Source organism: Aeromicrobium sp. Leaf289 (genome assembly GCF_001423335.1).
GTDB lineage: Bacteria > Actinomycetota > Actinomycetes > Propionibacteriales > Nocardioidaceae > Aeromicrobium.
On sequence record NZ_LMNK01000002.1, the window covers coordinates 493,526 to 511,913 of the forward strand.

Genomic DNA, 18,388 nt, shown 5'->3' on the forward strand with positions numbered 1-18,388 from the left:
TTGGGCACACTGGACCGACCCCGACGAGAGGACCACCCATGGCCGTCGACCCCACCGGCTCTGACCTCAAGGCCTTCCTCGCGGCCGACGACGAGGGACCGGTCGTGATGCTCAACCTGCTGCGCTTCGCCCCCGGCGGACGCGAGCTGTACGCCGAGTACTCCCGCGCCGTCGTCTCGACGTTCCTGCCGCGGGTGGGCGGTGAGGTGGTGTACGCCGGCCGGGGCCACGCCGCACTCGTCGCCGAGGACGGTCAGGCCTGGGACGCCGTCCTCCTGGTCCGCTACCCCTCGCGCGCGGCCTTCGCCCGCATGGTCGCGGACCCGGAGTACCAGCAGGTCACCCACCTGCGGACCGAGGCGCTCAGCGAGGCCGTGCTGCAGCCGACCTCGGCGTGGGGCTGACGGACCGGCTCAGGCCTCGTCCTCGCCGTCGGCCGACGTGAGGCCGGCCTTGACGATGTAGACGATCAGGGCCGACGAGATCACGAGGAAGCCCAGGACCCACAGCGGCGCCCACTTCTGCGTGGGCTCGTCCTCGACCTCGGTGATGGTCACGTCGTCCTGGGAGCTGCCGGAGGTGCCGGCCGACGCCGACGGCTCCGAGGCGCTCGCGCCGGCACTCACCGTGAAGCCGACCTGGCCGCTCACGGCGTGGCCGTCGGCCGAGACGACGCGGTAGACGAGCCGGTAGGCGCCGGGCTCGGCGTCGGCGGTGCGCACGCCCACGAGGACCCGACGTCCGGCCACCGTCACCTCGCCGTCGTCGAGCCGGGTGCCCGAGGAGTCGATCACGCGCAGCACCGCGCCACTGCCGATCTCCTCGTTCAACGTCACCGAGACGGTCTGCGGCAGCGCGCTGAGGGTGGCGCCGTCGGCGGGGTCGGACGACTCGACGGACGCGTGCGCGAGGGCCGGCGTCGGCACGGCGAGCAACGCAAGGGTCGCGACGAGACCGAGGACGAACGAGCGCACGGGCTACCTCCAGGAGCGGCGGCGGGAACAGGTCGGCTACGACGCACTGTAGTAGCGCTCGCCTGAGCGCCGGGACGCAGTGCGGCTCGTGGCAGGTGCCTCGAGGGTGGAACATCAGCGCCGGACGACGCTATCATCGTCGTATGGCGATGAAGCATCACCCGTCCGACGGCCACGTCACCCGGCGGACCGGAGCGGGCGCGCGCACCCACGAGCAGCACCGGCACGCCGACCTCGACGTCGGGACCGACGGCACCGACCTGGTCGCCCGGCTGCTCCACGGGTTCGCCGACCCGGGCCGGCTGCGGATCCTCGAGCACCTCCGGCTCGGCGAGCACCGCGTGGTCGAGCTGACCGCCCACCTGGGGCTCGCCCAGTCCACGGTCTCGGCCCACCTGGCGTGCCTGCGCGACTGCGGCCTGCTCGACGTGCGCCACGAGGGTCGCTCGTCGTACTACCGACTGGCCCACCCGGAGGCCACCGAGGCGCTGCTGCGGACGAGCAGCCTGCTGCTCGACCGCACCGTCGGCGGAACCCCGGGCCCCGACGCGACCGAGCCGACCGGAGCGGCCTGATGGGTCACGGCCATGCGCACGGTCACGCCGGGGGACCCGCCAGCGGTCGGCACCGCGGGCGGCTGACCGTGGTGTTCGTCATCATCGCCGCGTTCTTCGTCGTCGAGCTCGTCTACGGCATCCTCGCGTCATCCCTCGCCCTGCTGTCCGACGCCGGTCACATGGCCGCCGACGTCGTCACGCTCGGTGCCGCGCTCGCCGCCACCAAGGTGGCCACCCGGCCCGACACCACCGGACGACGGACGTTCGGCTCCTACCGTGCGGAGGTGTTCGCGTCGGGGTTCGCCGTGCTCGTCATGCTCGGGGTGTCCGTCTACGTCGTGGTCGAGGCGCTGGCCCGGGTCGGCTCCACGGTCGAGGTCCAGACCCGGCCGATGATCGTCGTCGGCACGCTCGGGCTGGTGGTGAACGTCGTCGCCCTCGTGATGCTTCGCGCGGGCGCCGGTGAGTCGCTCGTGATGCGCGGCGCGTACCTCGAGGTCGTCGCTGACACCGCCGGGTCCGTCGGCGTGGTCGTCGCCGGTGTCCTCGTGGCCACCACGGGGCAGACCGGGTGGGACGCCGGCGTCGCCCTGGCGATCGGGGCCTTCGTGGCGGTGCGGGCGGTGATGCTCGGACGACAGGTCCTCGCCGTGCTCGGCCAGCACGCCCCCGAGGGCCTCGACGTGGACGAGGTGGTCGCCGACCTGCGGGCGATCGAGGGCGTCGGCGACGTGCACGACCTGCACGTCTGGGTTCTCACCTCCGGCATGAACGTGGCCACCGCCCACCTCGTCGCCGACGGCAGCGCCGACGTCGACGTGATCCTCGCCGAGGCCAGAGCCGCGCTGCGCGACCGGCACGACGTCGAGCACGCGACCCTGCAGGTCGAGGGCGCCCGCGCACCGGAGTGCCACAGCGTCGACTGGTGACGCCGACTGTCACTCGTCCTCAGGCGTTGCCGGCGGTCTTCACGTAAGGTTCCCGGGTCCGTTCGGGTCTTCATGACGCCGGCGTCGTCGTACCCGATCGCCGAGCGTCCCACCGACGAAGGCGATGCCCATGAAGGCGACGACCTGAAGAACTCGGTCGTCGACACCCATGACGTGGTCGAGCGTCGCGACGACGACGATCGCTACGAGCGCGCCGATGAGGATCTTGAGATTCATGGCCGTGGATCATTTCCGGAGTGGTCGTCCTGCAGCGCTGGGGGCGATGAGCCGTCGAGCGCGATGCTCCGCCTGATCACGATTCGGCGCATGCGCACGACGCTAGGCGAGCACGGGACCTGACGCACGGGGACCGGCGGTAGGCGACTAAGGCCAGGGGTTCTTCACGCAGCCCTGCAGGCCCTTGGTCTGCTGCAGCATGACGGGTGCCTTCGCCCCGGGCGCCGGGCAGCCGACGTGGTACTTGCCGAGGGCGTGCCCGACCTCGTGGTTCACGAGGTAGGTGCGGTACCCGCTGAGGTCGGCGCCGTAGTACTGGACGCCCAGCGCCCAGCGCTTGACGTTCAGCACGACCCGCGAGCCGCTGCGGCACGAGACCTCGCCCCGAGTGAGCAGCGGGGCGCACAGCCGGTCGACGGTGTCGGGGCTCGCCAGCATGATCTGGAAGTCGCCGCCGCCCTCGACCTGCTCGAAGGACCAGCCGTCCGAGCGCCAGCCGCGCTCGTCGCCCAGCACCTGCGCGACCTGCCGGGCGAAGCGATCGGGGTCCTGGGGCAGGCCTCCCTCGACCTCCACGGAGTAGCGACGGTTGCGTCCGGAGCCGGCCCCCGCCACGTCGGCGACCGCGGCGGTGGCGAACGTGCCCTCGCCGCTCTGCGGGAAGTCCGTCGGCTCCGGAGCGGGCGTGGTCTTCCTCGGAGTGGGCTTCGGTGCCGGGGTCAGCGTCGGCATGACGGCGTCGTCGGCCCACGACACGTTCGTGGCGGCCGAGGCGGCGGGCTCGTCCGACGACGGACGGACGGCAGCCAGCACCACCACGACGAGGGTGACGAGCATCGATCCGCCGAGCGCAGCCGCCCGCCGGCGACGTCGACGCATGGCACGTTGCCTCGCCGCGCGGTGGCGACCCACGGCGGTGGAGCTCGCGCGGCGCGAGGGGTCGGGCTCGCGCTCTGTCACCTGCACAGACTACGCGGAGCTACTCTGGCGACGACCGGTGACGCGACACGGCACCGTCGCGACGAAGGGGTGGAGCAGCCCATGAGCAACACCGAGACATCGCCCGACGAGCTGGTGTGCGGCGAGGACTCCGCCGCCGAGCTGCAGGTCCTCACGCCGCGTGACGTGCCGCTCGGCGGGCCGCGCGCGATGACCGTGCGCCGCACGCTGCCCCAGCGTCAGCGATCCCTCATCGGCGCCTGGTGCTTCCTCGACCACTACGGACCGGACGACGTGTCCGAGTCCGGCGGCATGGACGTGCCGCCCCACCCGCACACCGGGCTGCAGACCGTCAGCTGGCTGTTCTCGGGAACCATCGAGCACCGCGACAGCGCCGGGTTCCACGCCGACGTGCGACCCGGGGAGCTCAACCTCATGACGTCGGGCCGCGGCATCAGCCACTCCGAGCGCTCCACGCACGACACGACGGTGCTGCACGGTGCCCAGCTCTGGGTGGCGCTGCCGCAGGAGGCGCGCTTCGTCGACAAGACCTTCGAGCACTACGCCCCACCGACCCTCGAGGGCAGCTCCGACGGAGGTTCCTGGCGCGCGCAGGTGTTCCTCGGCAGCCTGCTGGGCTCCACGTCCCCGATCTCCACCCACACCCCGCTGCTGGGTGCCGAGCTGCGCCTCGACGCCGGCACGGTGCTGCAGCTCGACGTGGACCCGACGTTCGAGCACGGCGTGCTCGTCGACACCGGCGCCGTCCTCGCCGACGCCGACCCGATCGCGAAGGACGAGCTGGGGTACCTCGCCCCCGGCCGTGACCGCATCACGCTGCGCGCGAGCGAGGACAGCCGGGTGCTGCTCATCGGCGGGCCGCCGTTCGGCGAGCAGATCGTCATGTGGTGGAACTTCGTCGGCCGCAGCCACGACGACGTCGTGGAGTACCGCGCCGCGTGGATGGACGAGATCGACGGCAAGGCGGCCGGTGCCTCGTCCGACGGTCCGTACGGCCTGCCCGAGGGCGACCCCGAGCGTGCCCTCCCCGCCCCCGAGCTGCCCAACGCCCGCATCCGACCCCGCAGCTGACCCACCGAGCGAGAGCGAGCATCCATGAGCCTCCCTGTCGAGCACGACGGCATCGTCGTCCGCCACGCCCCGGAGCGGCACCGCTACGAGCTCGTCGACGGCGAGGACGTGATCGGCCACACCGACTACCGCGAGCTGGAGCCGCACGGAACCATCACCCATCGGGACTTCGTGCACACCGAGGTCGACGACGCCTACGGCGGGCGTGGGCTCGCGTCGGTGCTGGTGCAGTTCGCCCTCGACGACGTGCGCGCGGCGGGCCTGCGCATCGTGCCGCACTGCCCCTACGTCGCGGGCTGGATCCGCAAGCACGAGGGTCGGTTCGACGACCTCGTCGACTGGCCCGCCTGAGGCTCGGCCCGGTCTAGCTCTCGGCGATCTCTCGCTCGACGTCGGCCATCGGTCGACCGCGGAAGCGGCGGAAGCTGTAGACGATCGTCGCCAGCGCGATGGCGGCGGAGAAGATGAGCGTGGCGCCCGTGCCCCAGCCGCCGAGCAGCCACCAGGACTCGCGCAGCGGCCACCAGTCGGGGGCCGGCGGACGCAGCCCCCACACGACGCCGAGCCCCGCGAGCCACACGACGCCGAGCAGCGACAGCGCGACCCTTGGCCAGGTCTGCACGCCCTGCGCAGCGGTGCGCAGGGCCGCGTCCTTGACGGGCTCGACGCGTCGGCGCGCCCACTCGTAGCGCTGCGACAGCAGGGCCAGGCCGCCGAACAGCAGCAGCAGGCCGGGCCCGGGGAGGAAGATCGCGGCGAGGCCGAGCAGGACCATGATCCAGCCGAGCACCTCGAGCGCGAGGGTCTTGCCGTGGTCGATGACGCCCATGTGGTCCTTCCGTCGTCGCTGGCCGGAGCGTAGCGGGTGGATCTGAACAGGTGGCTCAGCGCTTGGCCATCAGCATCCGGACGAGGTAGATGACGGCGACGACCACGAGGATGAGCAGGACGATGCGCATGGGACGCTCCTTCGACCGCACGCGCCGGTCGCGTGGGTGCCTGAACGGTAGGCCCGTTCGGGCCGTCCCGCACGGCAGACCTCGACTCCCGCCCAGCGGGACCGAGCGAGCCGCCCACGCCTCCGCTAGCGTCGGCGGTGAGCCACGCCACCCCCAGGAGGAACCCGATGCCGCAGACCGTCAAGGCCGTCGTCGCCCGCAGCAAGGGCGCACCCGTCACCGTCGAGAACATCGTCGTGCCCGACCCGGGGCCCGGTGAGGCGGTCGTGGCCGTCCAGGCCTGCGGGGTCTGCCACACCGACCTGCATTACCGCGAGGGCGGCATCAACGACGAGTTCCCGTTCCTGCTCGGCCACGAGGCCGCGGGTGTCGTGGAGTCCGTCGGCGAGGGTGTCACCGAGGTGGCCCCGGGCGACTTCGTGGTGCTCAACTGGCGTGCCGTGTGCGGTGACTGCCGGGCCTGCAAGCGGGGCCGCCCGCAGTACTGCTTCTCCACCTTCAACGCCGAGCAGAAGATGACGCTGGAGGACGGCACCGAGCTCTCTCCGGCGCTCGGGATCGGCGCCTTCGCCGAGAAGACCCTCGTGGCTGCCGGCCAGTGCACCAAGGTCGATCCCGAGGCCGACCCGGCCGCCGTCGGCCTGCTCGGCTGCGGCGTCATGGCCGGCATCGGTGCCGCGATCAACACCGGCAACGTGGGTCGCGGTGACTCCGTGGCCGTCATCGGCTGCGGCGGCGTGGGCATCGCCGCGGTCGCCGGAGCTCGTCTGGCCGGAGCGGCCAAGATCATCGCCGTGGACCTCGACCCGCGCAAGCTCGAGCAGGCCACGGCCCTCGGTGCCACGCACACGATCGACGCGTCCAAGGACGACGTGGTCACCAAGGTGCAGGAGCTCACCGACACGTTCGGCGCCGACGTCGTGATCGAGGCGGTCGGCCGCCCCGAGACCTGGGAGCAGGCCTTCTACGCTCGCGACCTCGCCGGCACCGTGGTCCTGGTCGGCGTGCCCACGCCGGACATGAAGGTCCCCGAGCTGCCGCTCATCGACGTGTTCGGTCGTGGCGGCTCGCTCAAGTCCAGCTGGTACGGCGACTGCCTGCCGAGCCGCGACTTCCCGATGCTCGTCGACCTGTACCGCCAGGGCCGGCTCGACCTCGACGCCTTCGTCACCGAGCGCATCGGCATCGACGACGTCGAGGCCGCGTTCGACAAGATGCACGGCGGCGACGTCCTGCGTTCGGTGGTGATGATCTGATGTCGGCACAGGTCACGAAGGTCGTCACGTCGGGGCAGTTCGCGCTCGACGGCGGCAGCTGGGACGTCGACAACAACGTGTGGATCGTCGGTGACGACAGCGAGGTGGTCGTCGTCGACGCACCGCACGACGCCGAGGCCATCGCCGCGGCCGTCGACGGTCGCACGGTGCGGGCCATCGTGCTCACGCACGGTCACAACGACCACCTGAACGCCTCGGTGCAGCTGCGCGAGCTCACCGGCGCCCCCATCTGGTTCCCTTCGGCCGACACGATGCTGTGGGAGGCCGAGCACGGCACCGACGTGCGACCGGACCACGACCTCACCGACGGCACGACGTTCGAGGTGGCCGGCAGCACGCTGCGGGCCGTCGCCACCCCGGGCCACTCCCCCGGCAGTACCTGCCTCTACAGCGAGGACCTCGGCGTCCTGTTCAGCGGTGACACGTTGTTCAACGGCGGGCCCGGTGCCACGGGACGCAGCTACTCCAGCTTCGACACGATCGTCGCGTCCATCCGTGAACACCTGCTGACGCTGCCCGACGACACCGTCGTGCACACCGGCCACGGCGACGACACGCGGATCGGTGACGAGGCGCCCCAGCTGCAGGACTGGATCGACCGAGGCCACTGAGCCTGTCGCGGGCTCAGACGGCGGGCCAGGCGTCGAGTGCGCCATGCAGAACGTCGACCACTCGGTCCCAGCTGACGTCGGTCTCGGGGTCGCTGTGGTCGAAGGACCCGGCGGCCTCGAGGGCGATGAACCCGTGGACGGTGCTGCCGATCAGCCGCACGGCGTGCACGTGGTCCTCCTCCGGCAGGCCGTAGCCCCGCAGCACCGAGGCGAGCAGCTCGGTGTGGCGTCGCCCCGCCTCGACGCCGTCGTGGTCGGGGGCCAGCCGGCGTCGGGTCGCTGCGTACCGGCCGGGGTGGACGCGCGCGTAGTCGCGGTAGGCGTCGGCCAGGGCGCGCAGCGCCGACCCCCCGGAGCGGCCGGCGACGTTCCTCGACGCCGCGTCGGCCATCTCGTCGAGCGCCCTCACCGTGATGCCGTCGCGCAGGGCCCCGGCGCCGTCGACGTGCGCGTACAGGCTCGGCGTGCGGATGCCCACGGCGCGCGCGACGGCGGACGGCGTCACCCCCTCGAAGCCGACCTGGTCGGCGAGGTCGGCGGCGGCATCGAGGACGAGCGAGCGAGTGAGTCCGGCACGGGGCACGCGACCAACCTATCACCGCTAGGTGTATACCTAAGGGTGTTAGGAAGCAATGAAGGGACGCACCATGCAACCGCTCTCCGTCGACCAGGTCCGCGCCTGCTTCGTGAACAGCTCGCGCAGCAAGGTCGCCTCCATGACGCTGCCCGCGCCGTGGCCGCCCGACCGCCTCGAGGAGCGCGACTACCTCGGCTGGGTCGACGCCAAGGCCCCGCAGCGCGCCTACGTGGTGCTGGGTGAGGACATCAGTGACGAGCCCGTGGGCATCGAGCTGCGGGTCGGCACGTCCGCCGGGCCGGCGCGGACGACCTTGTGCGACTGGTGCCGCACCGACGACGGCACGTCCACGGCGCGGCTGCTGGTCGCCCGACGGGCGGGCGCACGGGGCCGGGCCGGTGACACGGTCGGGCAGTACGTGTGCGGCGACCTCGCCTGCTGGAAGCGCGTACGCCGACCGCTCAAGCCGCACGAGAAGTCGGTCACGGGCGCGCCCGACCTGCGGGTGGACGACCTGCGCTCGCGGGTGCTCGAGTTCGTCGAGCGGGTGCGTGCGACCTGAGCGAGGTGGCTCAGCCGCGACGCAGCAGCACGATGCCGACCACCGCGGCCACGGCGGCCCCGGCCAGCACGGCGACACGGCCCTTGTCGGCCTCGGCCACGGCGTCCTGCGCGCGCGACTTCACGTCGAGCTTGTCGCCCAGGGCGTCGACCGTCTCGGCCAGGTGCTCTCGGGTGGCCGCGATCTCGGCCTCCAGCTGGTCGCGCTCGCTCATGACGGGTTCCCCTTCGCTGCGGCGACGTCGGCCTGCACGCTCTCGACGCGCGCGGCAGGAGCCTGCGCGACCTTCGAGACGTTGCTCTTGCCCAGCAGGGCGGCCACGCCGGCCACCACGAACAGGGCGACCGCCACGATGAGCGCGGCGAGCCACGGGTCGGTCACGTTGGCCAGACCCAGCACGGCGGCGCTGAGCAGCACGCCGAGGCCGTAGAGCGCGATCACGCCGGCGGCGCCGAACAGACCGGCACCCACGCCGACCCGCTTGCCGGCCTGCGCGAGGTCGTCCTTGGCCAAGGCCATCTCGGCGCGGATGAGGGTCGAGATGTCCTCGGTGGCCTGCGCGATCAGGCGGCCGGTGGACTCGTCCTGCGGCGCCGCGGTCACGGGCGACCCAGGCGGTCTTCGGCGAGGTCCGCCGCCGTGGGCGGCGTGGTCACCGAGGGCGAGCTCGGGACCTCGGTGTCGGCCTCGGCCAGGTCGGCGTCGAGCTGGGGGTCGGCGACCTCGTCGATCGCGAACGAGGGGTCGGCCGGGTCGGCCGAGACGCCGTCGGAGGACGCGTCGTCGGACCGGTGGCTCTTGACCGCGTCGACGACCTTGGAGCCGGCCGCGCTCGCGGCGCTGGACGCGGCGTCGGCGGCAGCGCTGCCGGCAGCACCGGCGGCGCTCTTGGCGGCGTCGGCGGCATGGTCCACGCCGCTCTGGACGGTGGGAGAGTTCCAGACCTTCTGGGACTGGGTACGGATCTGGTCGTAGCGCTCGCGGCCGGCCTTCGTGCCGAGCACGTAGCCGGCGACGCCAGCAGCCGCGATGAGCAGCTTGTTCACGTCGGACCCTCCTTCGGTGGTGGTCCGTCCATCTTGCTCCACTCCGCCGTGGCCAGCCACTCGGACCACCCCACGCCGCTCCCCGAGCTCGTCGAGGGGGCCTCAGGACAGACGTCGACCGAGCGATCGCCCCGCCGCACGGCCGGAGAAGATGCACCCGCCGAGGAAGGTGCCCTCCAGGGCGTTGTGTCCGTGGACCCCGCCACCGCCGAAGCCCGCGACCTCGCCGGCCGCGTAGAGCCCGGGCACGGGCATGCCGCTGTCGTCGAGCACGCGGGACTCGAGGTCGGTCTGCAGCCCGCCCAGCGTCTTGCGCGACAGGATGTTCAGCCGGACGGCGATCAGCGGACCGTGCTCGGGGTCGAGGATCTTGTGCGGCTTGGCCACGCGCACGATCTTGTCGGTGCGCGAGCGCCGCGCGTTGTGCACGGCCATGAGCTGCAGGTCCTTGCTGAACGCGTTGTCGATCTCACGGTCCCGCTCCACCACCTGCTGCTCCAGCGTGGCGAGGTCGATCGTGGCCCCGCCGCGGCTCTTCGCGTTCATCCCCTCGACCAGCTCGGCCAGCGTGTGCGCGACGACGAAGTCCTCGCCGTGCTGCTTGAACTTCTCGACCGGCTCCGGTGCGCCCTTCGCGAGCCGCGTCTGGGCGAGGAACTTCAGGTCCTTGCCGGTGATGTCGGGGTTCTGCTCCGAGCCCGACAGCGCGAACTCCTTCTCGATGATCGACTGGGTGAGCACGAGCCAGGAGTAGTCGTGACCCGTGGCCAGGATCTCCTTCATCGTGCCCATCGTGTCGAACCCCGGGAAGTTCGGCGCCGGGAGACGCTGCCCGGTCGCGTCGAACCAGAGCGACGACGGGCCGGGGATGATGCGGATGGCGTGGTCGGGCCAGATCGGGTCCCAGTTGTGCACGCCCTCGGTGTAGGCCCACATGCGGTCGCGGTTGACCACGCGTCCGCCGGCGGACTCGGTGATGGCGAGCATGCGGCCGTCCACGTGGGCGGGCACGCCGAGGATCATGTGCTCCGGCGCGGGTCCGAGGCGGTCGGTGGGCCAGGACTCGCGCATCAGGTCGCGGTTGTGGCCGATGCCGCCGGACGTGACCACCACGGCGGCGGCGCGCTCCTCGAACGTGCCGACCGGGGTGCGCGACGACGCGACGCCACGGTCGGACTCGTCCGGCTCCAGCTCGGTGCCGCGCACGCCGACGACCGATCCGCCCTCGACGACCAGGTCGTCGACCTGGCGGCGGAAGGCGAACCGCACCCGCCCGGCGCGCTCGGCTGCCAGCACGGGCTCGGCGAACACGCGCACGACCTCGGGACCGGTGCCCCACGTGAGGTGGAACCGCGGGACGGAGTTCCCGTGCCCGCTCGCGCTGCCGCTGCCGCGCTCGGCCCAGCCCACGATCGGCAGGACCTTGAGGCCGAGGTCGCGCAGGTACTGGCGCTTCTCGGTGGCCGCGAAGTGCACGTACGCCTCCGCCCAGCGTCGGCCCCAGGCGTCGTGCCCGGTCGCGTCGTCGGCCGGGCTCTCGAATGCCGCGGAGCCGAACCAGTCCTGCAGGGCGAGCTCGGGCGAGTCCTTGATGCCCATGCGCCGCTGCTCCGGGGAGTCGACGAGGAACAGCCCGCCGAGCGACCAGAAGGCCTGCCCGCCGAGGTTCGACCGGTTCTCCTGCTCGACGACCAGCACGCTGCGGCCGGCCAGCACCAGCTCGTGCGTCGCCACCAGCCCCGCCAGTCCGGCACCCACCACGATCACGTCAGGTTCGAAGCTCTTCTGGTCCACCCTCCGATCCTGCCAGGCCCCCCGATCACCGCACGTCCCGGCGATTCCCAGGTCGACCTGGGAATCTCCTGGTCCGCACGGGTTCCCCACGTCTGCACCGGTTGCTTTCCGTGCCGACGTGGGAAAGCCGTGCAGCAGGCTTGGGTCAGGCCTCGACCGGGTGCTCGGGCGGCGTCATGGCCCAGCGGATGGACCGCGTGACGACCTCGCCGCCCAGCCGGACGGCGCTCGCCTCGGCCACCGGGAGCCAGGGCAGGCGAAGCGGCCAGCGCGACCAGCGCGGCATGAGTCCGACCCCGGCCGCCGCGAGCACGCCGTACGGGACGCGGATGGCGAGGGGCACGGGTGGGTGGACGAGCAGGTACCGCACGGTTCGTCGGGCCGCCTCGGTGCTCTCGAGCTCCGGCCGGAACGCCTCGAGGGCCGCCTCCAGCTCGGCGACCGACTCCGGGACGTCGCTCGCCCCGAGCTCGCGTGCCACCACGGCGGCCTCGCGGACGTAGGCGTCGCGCCCCTCGGCGTCCAGCGGCTGGTGGCCGTACCGGTCGTGCGCGCGAAGGAAGCTGTCGACCTCGGCCACGTGCACCCAGCGCAGCAGGTGCGGGTCCGACGCCCGGTACGGCCGGCCGTCGGGAGCGACGCCGGAGATCGTGTCGTGCACGGCGCGCACCGCGCGGATGGCCCGCGCTGCGTCGGCGTCGGTGCCGAAGGTCGTGACCGCGAGGAAGCCGCTCGTGCGCTGGAGCCGGCCCCAAGGGTCGCCGCGGAAGCCGGAGTGCTGGTCGACCGCGGCCATCGCGAGCGGGTGCAGCGACTGGAGCAGCAGCGCACGGATGCCACCCACGAACATCGACGCGTCGCCGTGGACCGTCGCGATCGCGGAGTCGGGAGCGAATCGGCGCGGTCCGGGCGCGAACATGATCCGCTCGCGTCGGGCCGGTCCCTCGTCGCCCGCGACTCGCGCGAAGATCGTCGCTCCGAGGGTCGAGCGTGCGGAGGTCAGCGGCTTCATCGCTCCAGTGTCACCCGGGGTGCGGCGTTCCACCCGCCGACCGGGAACGGCGGACCACCCGCGCACGGCTTCCTCACGAAGACACGAAAAGCAATCCGTGCAGACGTGAGGAAGCCGTGCGTGGCCGGAGATTCCCAGGTCGACCTGGGAATCTCTCACCCTGTCAGGGGGTGGGGGTCGCGCGGCGGGCCCGCTGCTCGACGGGGTCGGGGACGGGGACGGCCGCGATGAGGCGGCGGGTGTAGTCCTGCTGCGGACGACGCAGCACGTCCTCGCGCGGGCCGACCTCGACGAGACGGCCGTGCTGGAGCACTGCCACGCGGTTCGCGAGGGAGTCGACCACGGCCAGGTCGTGGCTGATGAACAGGCACGCGAAGCCCACCCGCTGCTGCAGTTCGGCGAACAGCTCGAGCACCCGCGCCTGCACCGACACATCCAGCGCCGACGTCGGCTCGTCCGCGATCAGCAGGTCGGGATCCAACGCGATGGCGCGGGCCAGGCTGATGCGCTGGCGCTGGCCACCGGACAGCTCGTGGCCGAACCGCGTCGCGTACGACGCGGGCAGCTCGACCGACTCCAGCAGCGACGCGACCTTCGCATCCACGTCGGCGGAGGACAGGTCGGTCTGCACCCGCAGCGGCTCGGCGATGCAGTCGCCGATGCTCATCCGGGGGTTGAGCGAGGCCGCCGGGTCCTGGAACACGAAGCCGAAGCGCGACCGCAGGGGCCGCAGCCGCGCGTCGGACAGTCCCGACACCGTGGTGCCCGACACCGAGATCGTCCCGCTCGTGGGCTGCTGCAGCCCGACCGCGGTGCGTCCGATCGTCGACTTCCCGGAACCCGACTCGCCCACCAGCCCGAGCACCTCGCCCCGACGCACCTTCAGCGACACGTGGTCGACCGCGGTGAACGCCGGTTGCCCGAGACGCCCGGGGAACTCGACGACCAGGTCGTCGACGTCGAGCACGACGTCGGCCTCCTCGGACACGAGCGACGGACCGTCCTCGCGGCCGAGGTGCGGCACCGCGTCGAGCAGGGCCCGGGTGTAGGGGTGCCGCGGAGCCGCGAACAACCGGTCGACGGGTGCGGTCTCGACCAGCCGACCGCGGTACATGACCACGACGCGGTCGGCCACGTCGGCGACGACGCCCATGTTGTGGGTGATGAGCACGATCGCGGTGCCCAGCCGGTCGCGCAGGCTGAGCAGCAGGTCGAGGATCTGCGCCTGCACGGTCACGTCGAGCGCGGTCGTGGGCTCGTCGGCCACGATCACGTCGGGGTCGCACGAGATGGCCATCGCGATGACGACGCGCTGCTTCTGCCCGCCCGAGAGCTGGTGCGGGTAGTAGTCGACACGCTGCTCGGGGTCGGGCAGGCCCACCATCTCGAGCAGCTCGACGGCCCGTGCGCGGGCGGCCTTGGCGCTGACGTCGCGGTGGGCGCGGATGCCCTGGACGATCTGCCAGCCGACGGTGCGCACGGGGTCGAGGGCGGTCGACGGCTCCTGGAACACCATGGACACCTCGTCACCGCGGATGGGCCGCAGCTCCTTGGCGCTGCGCCCGACCAGCTCCCGCTCCGTGCCCACAGGGGCCGTCCCGCCACGCGACGGGTCCTGCCCCGACCGCAGGATCGCCGATCCCGAGACCGTCGCCGTCGACGGCAGCAGGCCCAGCACCGCACGCGCGGTGACGGACTTGCCCGACCCGGACTCGCCGACCACGGCCAGCACCTCGCCGGGGGCGACGTCGAACGACAGGCCGCGCACGGCACGCACGGCTCCACCGTCGGTCGCGAACGAGACGGTGAGGTCCCCCAGCGAGAGGACCGCGGCCCTCCGGACGTCGTCCGGCACCTCCTCGACGCCACCGCTCGCGTCGAGCTCGGCCAAGGCCTGCTCGTCCAGCTCGATCTCGGACTCGGTGGTGCCGGATCCGCCGTCGCCACCGCGCGTGCGCAGCAGCGGGTTGAGCACGTCGTTGAGGCTCTCGCCCACGAGCGTCACGCCCAGCACGACCAGCACGATCGCCAGGCCGGGGAACACGCCCGTCCACCAGATGCCGTTCGTGGCGTCGGGCAGCGCCTTGTTGAGGTCGTAGCCCCACTCCGCGGCGGCCGACGGCTCGATGCCGAAGCCCAGGAAACCCAGGCCGGCGAGGGTGAGGATCGCCTCGGAGGCGTTGAGGGTGCCGATGATCGGCAGGTTCTGCGCGACGTTGCTGAACACGTGCTTGAACATGATGCGCGGAGTCCGCACACCCACCACGCGAGCGGCGTCGACGTACGGCTCGGTCTTCACCGACAGCGTGGCGTTGCGGATCACCCGGAAGTACTGGGGCACGAAGATCACGGTGATCGAGATGGCGGCCGACATGATGCCGCCGAACGCCCCGCTCGACCCGCCCGACAGCACGATCGAGACGACGATCGCGAGCAGCAGCGACGGGAAGGCGTAGAGCGCGTCCATCACGAGCACGAGCACGCGGTCGAGCCAGCCACCGAGGTAGCCCGAGACCAGACCGAGCGGCACGCCGACGAGGCTCGACAGCACCACGGCCAGCGCGATGACGATGACCGCGGTGCGGGTGCCGTAGACGACGCGCGAGAACACGTCGGTGCCGCCGACGTTGGTGCCGAACCAGTGCGCGGCCGACGGTGCCTGCTGCGTGCCGAACACGACGCCGTCGGCACCGCGGTCGTCGTTGAAGCCGTACGGCGCGATCCACGGCGCGAGCACGGCGACGACGACGAACGCGATCACGATCGCGAAGCCGAGGAGCAGCATGAAGCGCTGCAGGCCGTGGCTCTGCCGCACCACACCGGGCACGAGGTTCCTCGCCCGCGCCATCAGAACCGCACCCTCGGGTCGACGAGCGCCACGATGACGTCGATGAGGAAGCTGGCCAGGCAGACCACGAGCGCGATGAGCGTGACGATGCCCTGCACGGCCAGGAAGTCGCGGGCCTTCAGGTACTCGGCGAGCATGTAGCCGATGCCCTTCCACTCGAAGGTGGTCTCGGTGAGCACCGCGCCGGCCAGCAGCATGGCGATCTGCATGCCCATGACGGTGACGACGGGCACGAGGGCGTTGCGGAACGCGACCTTGCGCACCACACGACCCTCGGAGATCCCTCGGGCGCGAGCCGCGGTCACGTACTCGGCGCGCAGCGTCTGCAGCAGGTTGATGCGCACGAGACGCAGGAACACGCCTCCGGTCAGCAGACCCAGGGCCAGCGCCGGCAGCAGCGCGTACTGGAGGACCTCGAGCACGTAGCCCGGGTCACCCCACAAGATGGCGTCGACGAGCAGGATGTTCGTCCGGGGCCTCACGTCCTGCAGGGTGAGCAGCGTGGTCGTGGAGGCCCGACCGGACGACGGCCAGCCGAACGGCGTGAACGCCAGCTTGAGCAGCAGGCCGACGAAGAACACCGGCGCCGCGTAGGCGACGATCGCGAACAGCCGCAGGGTCACGTCGGGCAGGCGGTCGCGGTACCGGGCGGCGAGCCGGCCGAGCGGGATGCCGATCGCGAAGGCCACCACCAGGGCGTAGAGGGTGAGCTCGAGGGTCGCCGCGCCGTTGACCTTGAGGATCTGCGAGATCGGCTGGTTGTCGGTGAGCGTGGTGCCGAAGTCGCCGCGCACCAGACCCGACACGTACTCCCAGTACTGCACGAGCATGGGTCGGTCGAGGCCGGCGTCGGCCTTGCGCTGGGCGATCTGGTCGGGGGTCAGGCGTCCGCCCTGGGCTGCGGTGATCGGGTCGCCGATCACCCGCAGCAGCACGAACACGAGGGTGACGAGCACCCAGATCATCGGCACCACGAGGGCCAGACGCACCAGCAGGTAGCGCGCCAGGGGCGGCAGCCCCCGACGTCGAGCGGGCGCGGGCCCCGATGACGGGGTGGCGGGCGGCTCGCCTGCGGCGAGCACCTCGGCGGAAGACATGGGACTCCTCGGGGAGTGGGGTCGTGCAGGGACGTGCGGTGTCACAGGGTCGGCGTCACGGTGCTCGTGTCACCGGGGAGGGGCACGCGGAAGGGGGTGGGCCCGACCGAGTTCACGGTCCGGCCCACCCCTCCGTCTGCGTCAGCCCTTCGAGAGCGACGAGAACCGGAACTTGAACGCCGCGTCGAGCGTGTCGTCCACGCCCTCGACGTCGTCGCCGGCCACGGCCACCTGGGCACCCGTCAGCAGCGGCAGGATCGGCACCTGCTGGGCGACCCGCTCCTGGACCTGCGCGAGCGTCTTCTCACGCTCGGCCTCGTCGGCCTGGGTCCGCTCGGTGTCGAGCAGCTTGGTCGTCGTGTCGTCCTCGTAGTGGGACTGCAGGAAGTTGTTCGGCGCGAAGAACGGCGTCAGATAGTTGTCCGGGTCCGGGAAGTCCGGGAACCAGCCCAGCTGGTACATCGGGTAGGCGTCCTTCACCCGCTCCTCGGAGTAGGTGTTCCACTCGGTGGACTGCAGGTCCACCGTGAAGAGCTTCGTGGCCTCCAGCTGCCGCTTGACCATGGCGTACTCCTGGTCGGAGTTGGAGCCGTAGTGGTCCGGGTTGTACTGCAGCTTGAGGTCGACGGGCGTGTCCACGCCGGCGTCGTCGAGGAACTTCTTGGCCTTGGCCGCGTCGGGCTTCTCGCCGTAGAGTTCCTTGAACGGCTCCGTGGCGCCGGGCTGACCGTCGGGGACGGCCGAGTAGGCCGGCGTGAACGTGCCCTTGTAGACCTGCTCCGACAGCTCGGCGCGGTCGATCGAGCTGGCCATGGCCTGGCGGATCGCCGTCTTCTGCTCGTCGTCGTCGCCGGGCATCGTCTTGAGGTTGAACACGATGTAGCGCAGCTCGCCACCGTCGCCCTGGTGCACCTCCACGCCGTCGGCCTTCTCCAGGCTGGCGATGTCGGTGGGGGTGAGCGAGCGCCACGCCACGTCGATCTTGCCGTTCTGGACGTCGAGCTTGAGGTTGTTGGAGTCCGAGTAGTAGGTCAGGGTGACCGCGTCGTTCTCGGGCTCGCCGTAGGCGCCGTCGTACTTCTCGTTCTTGGTGAACTCGGCGAGCTCGTTCTTCGTGTACGACCCGATCGTGTACGGACCGGAGAAGCCCTGGGCCTTCACGGCGGCGTCGTCGTCGAGCACCTTGTCGGCGGGGTAGGTCTCCTCGTCGACGATCGGTCCGGCCGAGGTCACGAGCACCTGCGGGAACGTCACGTCGTTGGGGGCCGCGAGGGTGAACACGACGGTCTTGTCGTCGCGCGCCTCCACGCTCTTCATGGCCCCCAGCAGCGACGCCGGACCGTTCGGGTCGTTGATGTCGACGATCCGCTTGAACGAGAACGCCACGTCGGAGGCGGTCAGCTCGTTGCCGTTGGCGAACGTCAGTCCGTCCTTCATGGTGCAGACGTACTCGGTCGGCGTCTCGAAGTCGCAGCTCTCGGCGGCGTCGGGCGTGAGCTCGGTGCTGCCCGCCGGGAAGTTCAGCAGGTACTGGTAGGCCTGGGTCTGGATCTGCGTCGAGCCGTTGTCGTAGGCACCGGCCGGGTCGATCGAGACGACCTTGTCGGTGGTGCCGACGAGGATGCCGGCCTTCGTGTCGCCTGAGTTGCCTGCGCCGCAGGCGGCCAGGGTGACCCCGGCCAGTGTCGTCGCAGCGAGGACCGCTGCCCCCCGATGGATGTGCATGCGCTGCCTTCCTGAGCAGGTGTGCCACGCGCGATGGTTGCGCGGATCATGGACTTCTCGGCACGCTAGTGGTGGCTCGCGCCCGCTGGAAGGGCGCGCAGGTTGCGTTTCGATGACGACGCGGTCGGTGCGCGCGGCCTCGCGTCATGACC

21 protein-coding genes are annotated in these 18,388 nt (G+C 71.6%); 9 read left to right on the top strand and 12 right to left on the bottom strand.

Annotated features, from left to right (window positions below):
- The first annotated feature begins 38 nt into the window (after positions 1-38).
- Positions 39-404 carry a DUF1330 domain-containing protein gene (locus ASF37_RS06315; protein WP_056556852.1) on the top strand — a complete coding sequence of 122 codons (366 nt, stop codon included), beginning with the start codon at positions 39-41 and terminating at the stop codon, positions 402-404.
- Positions 405-413: 9 nt separating this feature from the next.
- Here ASF37_RS06315 and ASF37_RS06320 read toward each other — a convergent pair whose 3' ends face one another.
- Positions 414-974 (bottom strand): copper resistance CopC family protein, encoded by a 561-nt coding sequence (locus ASF37_RS06320; protein ID WP_056579545.1) that lies wholly within the window; start codon positions 972-974, stop codon positions 414-416.
- Positions 975-1,117: 143 nt separating this feature from the next.
- Here ASF37_RS06320 and ASF37_RS06325 point away from each other — a divergent pair, with 143 nt between their 5' ends.
- From ASF37_RS06325 to ASF37_RS06335, 3 genes are all read left to right on the top strand, one after another.
- Entirely contained in the window at positions 1,118-1,549 is a 432-nt protein-coding gene (locus ASF37_RS06325; protein ID WP_235499961.1) for a metalloregulator ArsR/SmtB family transcription factor, read from the top strand.
- Positions 1,549-2,460: a cation diffusion facilitator family transporter gene (locus tag ASF37_RS06330; protein WP_056579547.1), complete on the top strand. Its 912-nt coding sequence runs from the start codon at positions 1,549-1,551 to the stop codon at positions 2,458-2,460. The genes ASF37_RS06325 and ASF37_RS06330 overlap by 1 nt, the downstream gene beginning before the upstream one ends.
- A gap of 72 nt (positions 2,461-2,532) precedes the next feature.
- Positions 2,533-2,820 carry a hypothetical protein gene (locus tag ASF37_RS06335; protein WP_056556845.1) on the top strand — a complete coding sequence of 96 codons (288 nt, stop codon included), beginning with the start codon at positions 2,533-2,535 and terminating at the stop codon, positions 2,818-2,820.
- Positions 2,821-2,844: 24 nt separating this feature from the next.
- Here the strand turns inward: ASF37_RS06335 and ASF37_RS06340 are convergent, their stop codons facing one another.
- Positions 2,845-3,576 carry a DUF3152 domain-containing protein gene (locus tag ASF37_RS06340; RefSeq protein ID WP_156368135.1) on the bottom strand — a complete coding sequence of 244 codons (732 nt, stop codon included), beginning with the start codon at positions 3,574-3,576 and terminating at the stop codon, positions 2,845-2,847.
- A 162-nt stretch (positions 3,577-3,738) separates the two neighbouring features.
- On the opposite strand from ASF37_RS06340, the gene ASF37_RS06345 reads away from it, so the two are divergent.
- Both ASF37_RS06345 and ASF37_RS06350 read left to right on the top strand, forming a co-directional pair.
- Positions 3,739-4,728 carry a pirin family protein gene (locus ASF37_RS06345; protein ID WP_056557260.1) on the top strand — a complete coding sequence of 330 codons (990 nt, stop codon included), beginning with the start codon at positions 3,739-3,741 and terminating at the stop codon, positions 4,726-4,728.
- Positions 4,729-4,752: 24 nt separating this feature from the next.
- Positions 4,753-5,079: a GNAT family N-acetyltransferase gene (locus tag ASF37_RS06350; protein ID WP_056579548.1), complete on the top strand. Its 327-nt coding sequence runs from the start codon at positions 4,753-4,755 to the stop codon at positions 5,077-5,079.
- Positions 5,080-5,092: 13 nt separating this feature from the next.
- Here the strand turns inward: ASF37_RS06350 and ASF37_RS06355 are convergent, their stop codons facing one another.
- Positions 5,093-5,557, bottom strand: a complete 465-nt coding sequence (locus ASF37_RS06355; RefSeq protein ID WP_056574056.1) for a PGPGW domain-containing protein — start codon at positions 5,555-5,557, stop codon at positions 5,093-5,095.
- 297 nt (positions 5,558-5,854) lie between these two features.
- On the opposite strand from ASF37_RS06355, the gene ASF37_RS06360 reads away from it, so the two are divergent.
- Positions 5,855-6,943 (top strand): S-(hydroxymethyl)mycothiol dehydrogenase, encoded by a 1,089-nt coding sequence (locus ASF37_RS06360; protein ID WP_055962495.1) that lies wholly within the window; start codon positions 5,855-5,857, stop codon positions 6,941-6,943.
- The gene (locus tag ASF37_RS06365; RefSeq protein WP_056579550.1) at positions 6,943-7,575 is read left to right on the top strand and encodes an MBL fold metallo-hydrolase; all 633 of its coding nucleotides are present in this window, start codon (positions 6,943-6,945) and stop codon (positions 7,573-7,575) included. Before ASF37_RS06360 ends, ASF37_RS06365 begins: the two co-directional genes overlap by 1 nt.
- Positions 7,576-7,588: 13 nt before the next feature.
- Here ASF37_RS06365 and ASF37_RS06370 read toward each other — a convergent pair whose 3' ends face one another.
- The gene (locus ASF37_RS06370; protein ID WP_056579552.1) at positions 7,589-8,158 is read right to left on the bottom strand and encodes a TetR/AcrR family transcriptional regulator; all 570 of its coding nucleotides are present in this window, start codon (positions 8,156-8,158) and stop codon (positions 7,589-7,591) included.
- A 49-nt stretch (positions 8,159-8,207) separates the two neighbouring features.
- On the opposite strand from ASF37_RS06370, the gene ASF37_RS06375 reads away from it, so the two are divergent.
- Complete coding sequence (locus ASF37_RS06375) at positions 8,208-8,714, top strand: FBP domain-containing protein (RefSeq protein WP_056556829.1); 507 nt, start codon at positions 8,208-8,210, stop codon at positions 8,712-8,714.
- Positions 8,715-8,724: 10 nt separating this feature from the next.
- Here the strand turns inward: ASF37_RS06375 and ASF37_RS06380 are convergent, their stop codons facing one another.
- From ASF37_RS06380 to ASF37_RS06415, 8 genes are all read right to left on the bottom strand, one after another.
- The gene (locus ASF37_RS06380) at positions 8,725-8,928 is read right to left on the bottom strand and encodes a DUF3618 domain-containing protein (protein WP_056556826.1); all 204 of its coding nucleotides are present in this window, start codon (positions 8,926-8,928) and stop codon (positions 8,725-8,727) included.
- Positions 8,925-9,317: a phage holin family protein gene (locus ASF37_RS06385; protein ID WP_055962510.1), complete on the bottom strand. Its 393-nt coding sequence runs from the start codon at positions 9,315-9,317 to the stop codon at positions 8,925-8,927. Before ASF37_RS06385 ends, ASF37_RS06380 begins: the two co-directional genes overlap by 4 nt.
- The gene (locus ASF37_RS06390; RefSeq protein ID WP_055962513.1) at positions 9,314-9,760 is read right to left on the bottom strand and encodes a hypothetical protein; all 447 of its coding nucleotides are present in this window, start codon (positions 9,758-9,760) and stop codon (positions 9,314-9,316) included. The genes ASF37_RS06385 and ASF37_RS06390 overlap by 4 nt, the downstream gene beginning before the upstream one ends.
- A gap of 102 nt (positions 9,761-9,862) precedes the next feature.
- Positions 9,863-11,554, bottom strand: coding sequence for an FAD-binding dehydrogenase (locus ASF37_RS06395; RefSeq protein ID WP_056579554.1), 1,692 nt, complete (start codon positions 11,552-11,554; stop codon positions 9,863-9,865).
- Positions 11,555-11,699: 145 nt separating this feature from the next.
- Complete coding sequence (locus ASF37_RS06400; protein WP_056579557.1) at positions 11,700-12,566, bottom strand: oxygenase MpaB family protein; 867 nt, start codon at positions 12,564-12,566, stop codon at positions 11,700-11,702.
- A 163-nt stretch (positions 12,567-12,729) separates the two neighbouring features.
- Positions 12,730-15,414 carry a dipeptide ABC transporter ATP-binding protein gene (locus ASF37_RS17725; protein WP_082506426.1) on the bottom strand — a complete coding sequence of 895 codons (2,685 nt, stop codon included), beginning with the start codon at positions 15,412-15,414 and terminating at the stop codon, positions 12,730-12,732.
- Positions 15,414-16,511 (bottom strand): ABC transporter permease, encoded by a 1,098-nt coding sequence (locus ASF37_RS06410; protein WP_082482068.1) that lies wholly within the window; start codon positions 16,509-16,511, stop codon positions 15,414-15,416. The genes ASF37_RS17725 and ASF37_RS06410 overlap by 1 nt, the downstream gene beginning before the upstream one ends.
- A 141-nt stretch (positions 16,512-16,652) precedes the next feature.
- Positions 16,653-18,236 carry an ABC transporter substrate-binding protein gene (locus tag ASF37_RS06415; protein WP_056579559.1) on the bottom strand — a complete coding sequence of 528 codons (1,584 nt, stop codon included), beginning with the start codon at positions 18,234-18,236 and terminating at the stop codon, positions 16,653-16,655.
- Positions 18,237-18,388 lie beyond the last annotated feature (152 nt).

What these genes read in the sequence shown, in the direction of transcription:
- ASF37_RS06360 (WP_055962495.1), top strand. Translation starts at nt 5,855, where the DNA reads ATGCCGCAGACCGTCAAGGCCGTCGTCGCCCGCAGCAAGGGCGCACCC.
- ASF37_RS06335 (WP_056556845.1), top strand. Translation starts at nt 2,533, where the DNA reads ATGACGCCGGCGTCGTCGTACCCGATCGCCGAGCGTCCCACCGACGAA.
- ASF37_RS06355 (WP_056574056.1), bottom strand. Translation starts at nt 5,557, where the DNA reads ATGGGCGTCATCGACCACGGCAAGACCCTCGCGCTCGAGGTGCTCGGC.
- ASF37_RS06340 (WP_156368135.1), bottom strand. Translation starts at nt 3,576, where the DNA reads ATGCGTCGACGTCGCCGGCGGGCGGCTGCGCTCGGCGGATCGATGCTC.
- ASF37_RS06325 (WP_235499961.1), top strand. Translation starts at nt 1,118, where the DNA reads ATGGCGATGAAGCATCACCCGTCCGACGGCCACGTCACCCGGCGGACC.
- ASF37_RS06410 (WP_082482068.1), bottom strand. Translation starts at nt 16,511, where the DNA reads ATGTCTTCCGCCGAGGTGCTCGCCGCAGGCGAGCCGCCCGCCACCCCG.
- ASF37_RS06400 (WP_056579557.1), bottom strand. Translation starts at nt 12,566, where the DNA reads ATGAAGCCGCTGACCTCCGCACGCTCGACCCTCGGAGCGACGATCTTC.
- ASF37_RS06350 (WP_056579548.1), top strand. Translation starts at nt 4,753, where the DNA reads ATGAGCCTCCCTGTCGAGCACGACGGCATCGTCGTCCGCCACGCCCCG.
- ASF37_RS06345 (WP_056557260.1), top strand. Translation starts at nt 3,739, where the DNA reads ATGAGCAACACCGAGACATCGCCCGACGAGCTGGTGTGCGGCGAGGAC.
- ASF37_RS06380 (WP_056556826.1), bottom strand. Translation starts at nt 8,928, where the DNA reads ATGAGCGAGCGCGACCAGCTGGAGGCCGAGATCGCGGCCACCCGAGAG.
- ASF37_RS17725 (WP_082506426.1), bottom strand. Translation starts at nt 15,414, where the DNA reads ATGGCGCGGGCGAGGAACCTCGTGCCCGGTGTGGTGCGGCAGAGCCAC.
- ASF37_RS06415 (WP_056579559.1), bottom strand. Translation starts at nt 18,236, where the DNA reads ATGCACATCCATCGGGGGGCAGCGGTCCTCGCTGCGACGACACTGGCC.
- ASF37_RS06365 (WP_056579550.1), top strand. Translation starts at nt 6,943, where the DNA reads ATGTCGGCACAGGTCACGAAGGTCGTCACGTCGGGGCAGTTCGCGCTC.
- ASF37_RS06315 (WP_056556852.1), top strand. Translation starts at nt 39, where the DNA reads ATGGCCGTCGACCCCACCGGCTCTGACCTCAAGGCCTTCCTCGCGGCC.
- ASF37_RS06330 (WP_056579547.1), top strand. Translation starts at nt 1,549, where the DNA reads ATGGGTCACGGCCATGCGCACGGTCACGCCGGGGGACCCGCCAGCGGT.
- ASF37_RS06375 (WP_056556829.1), top strand. Translation starts at nt 8,208, where the DNA reads ATGAAGGGACGCACCATGCAACCGCTCTCCGTCGACCAGGTCCGCGCC.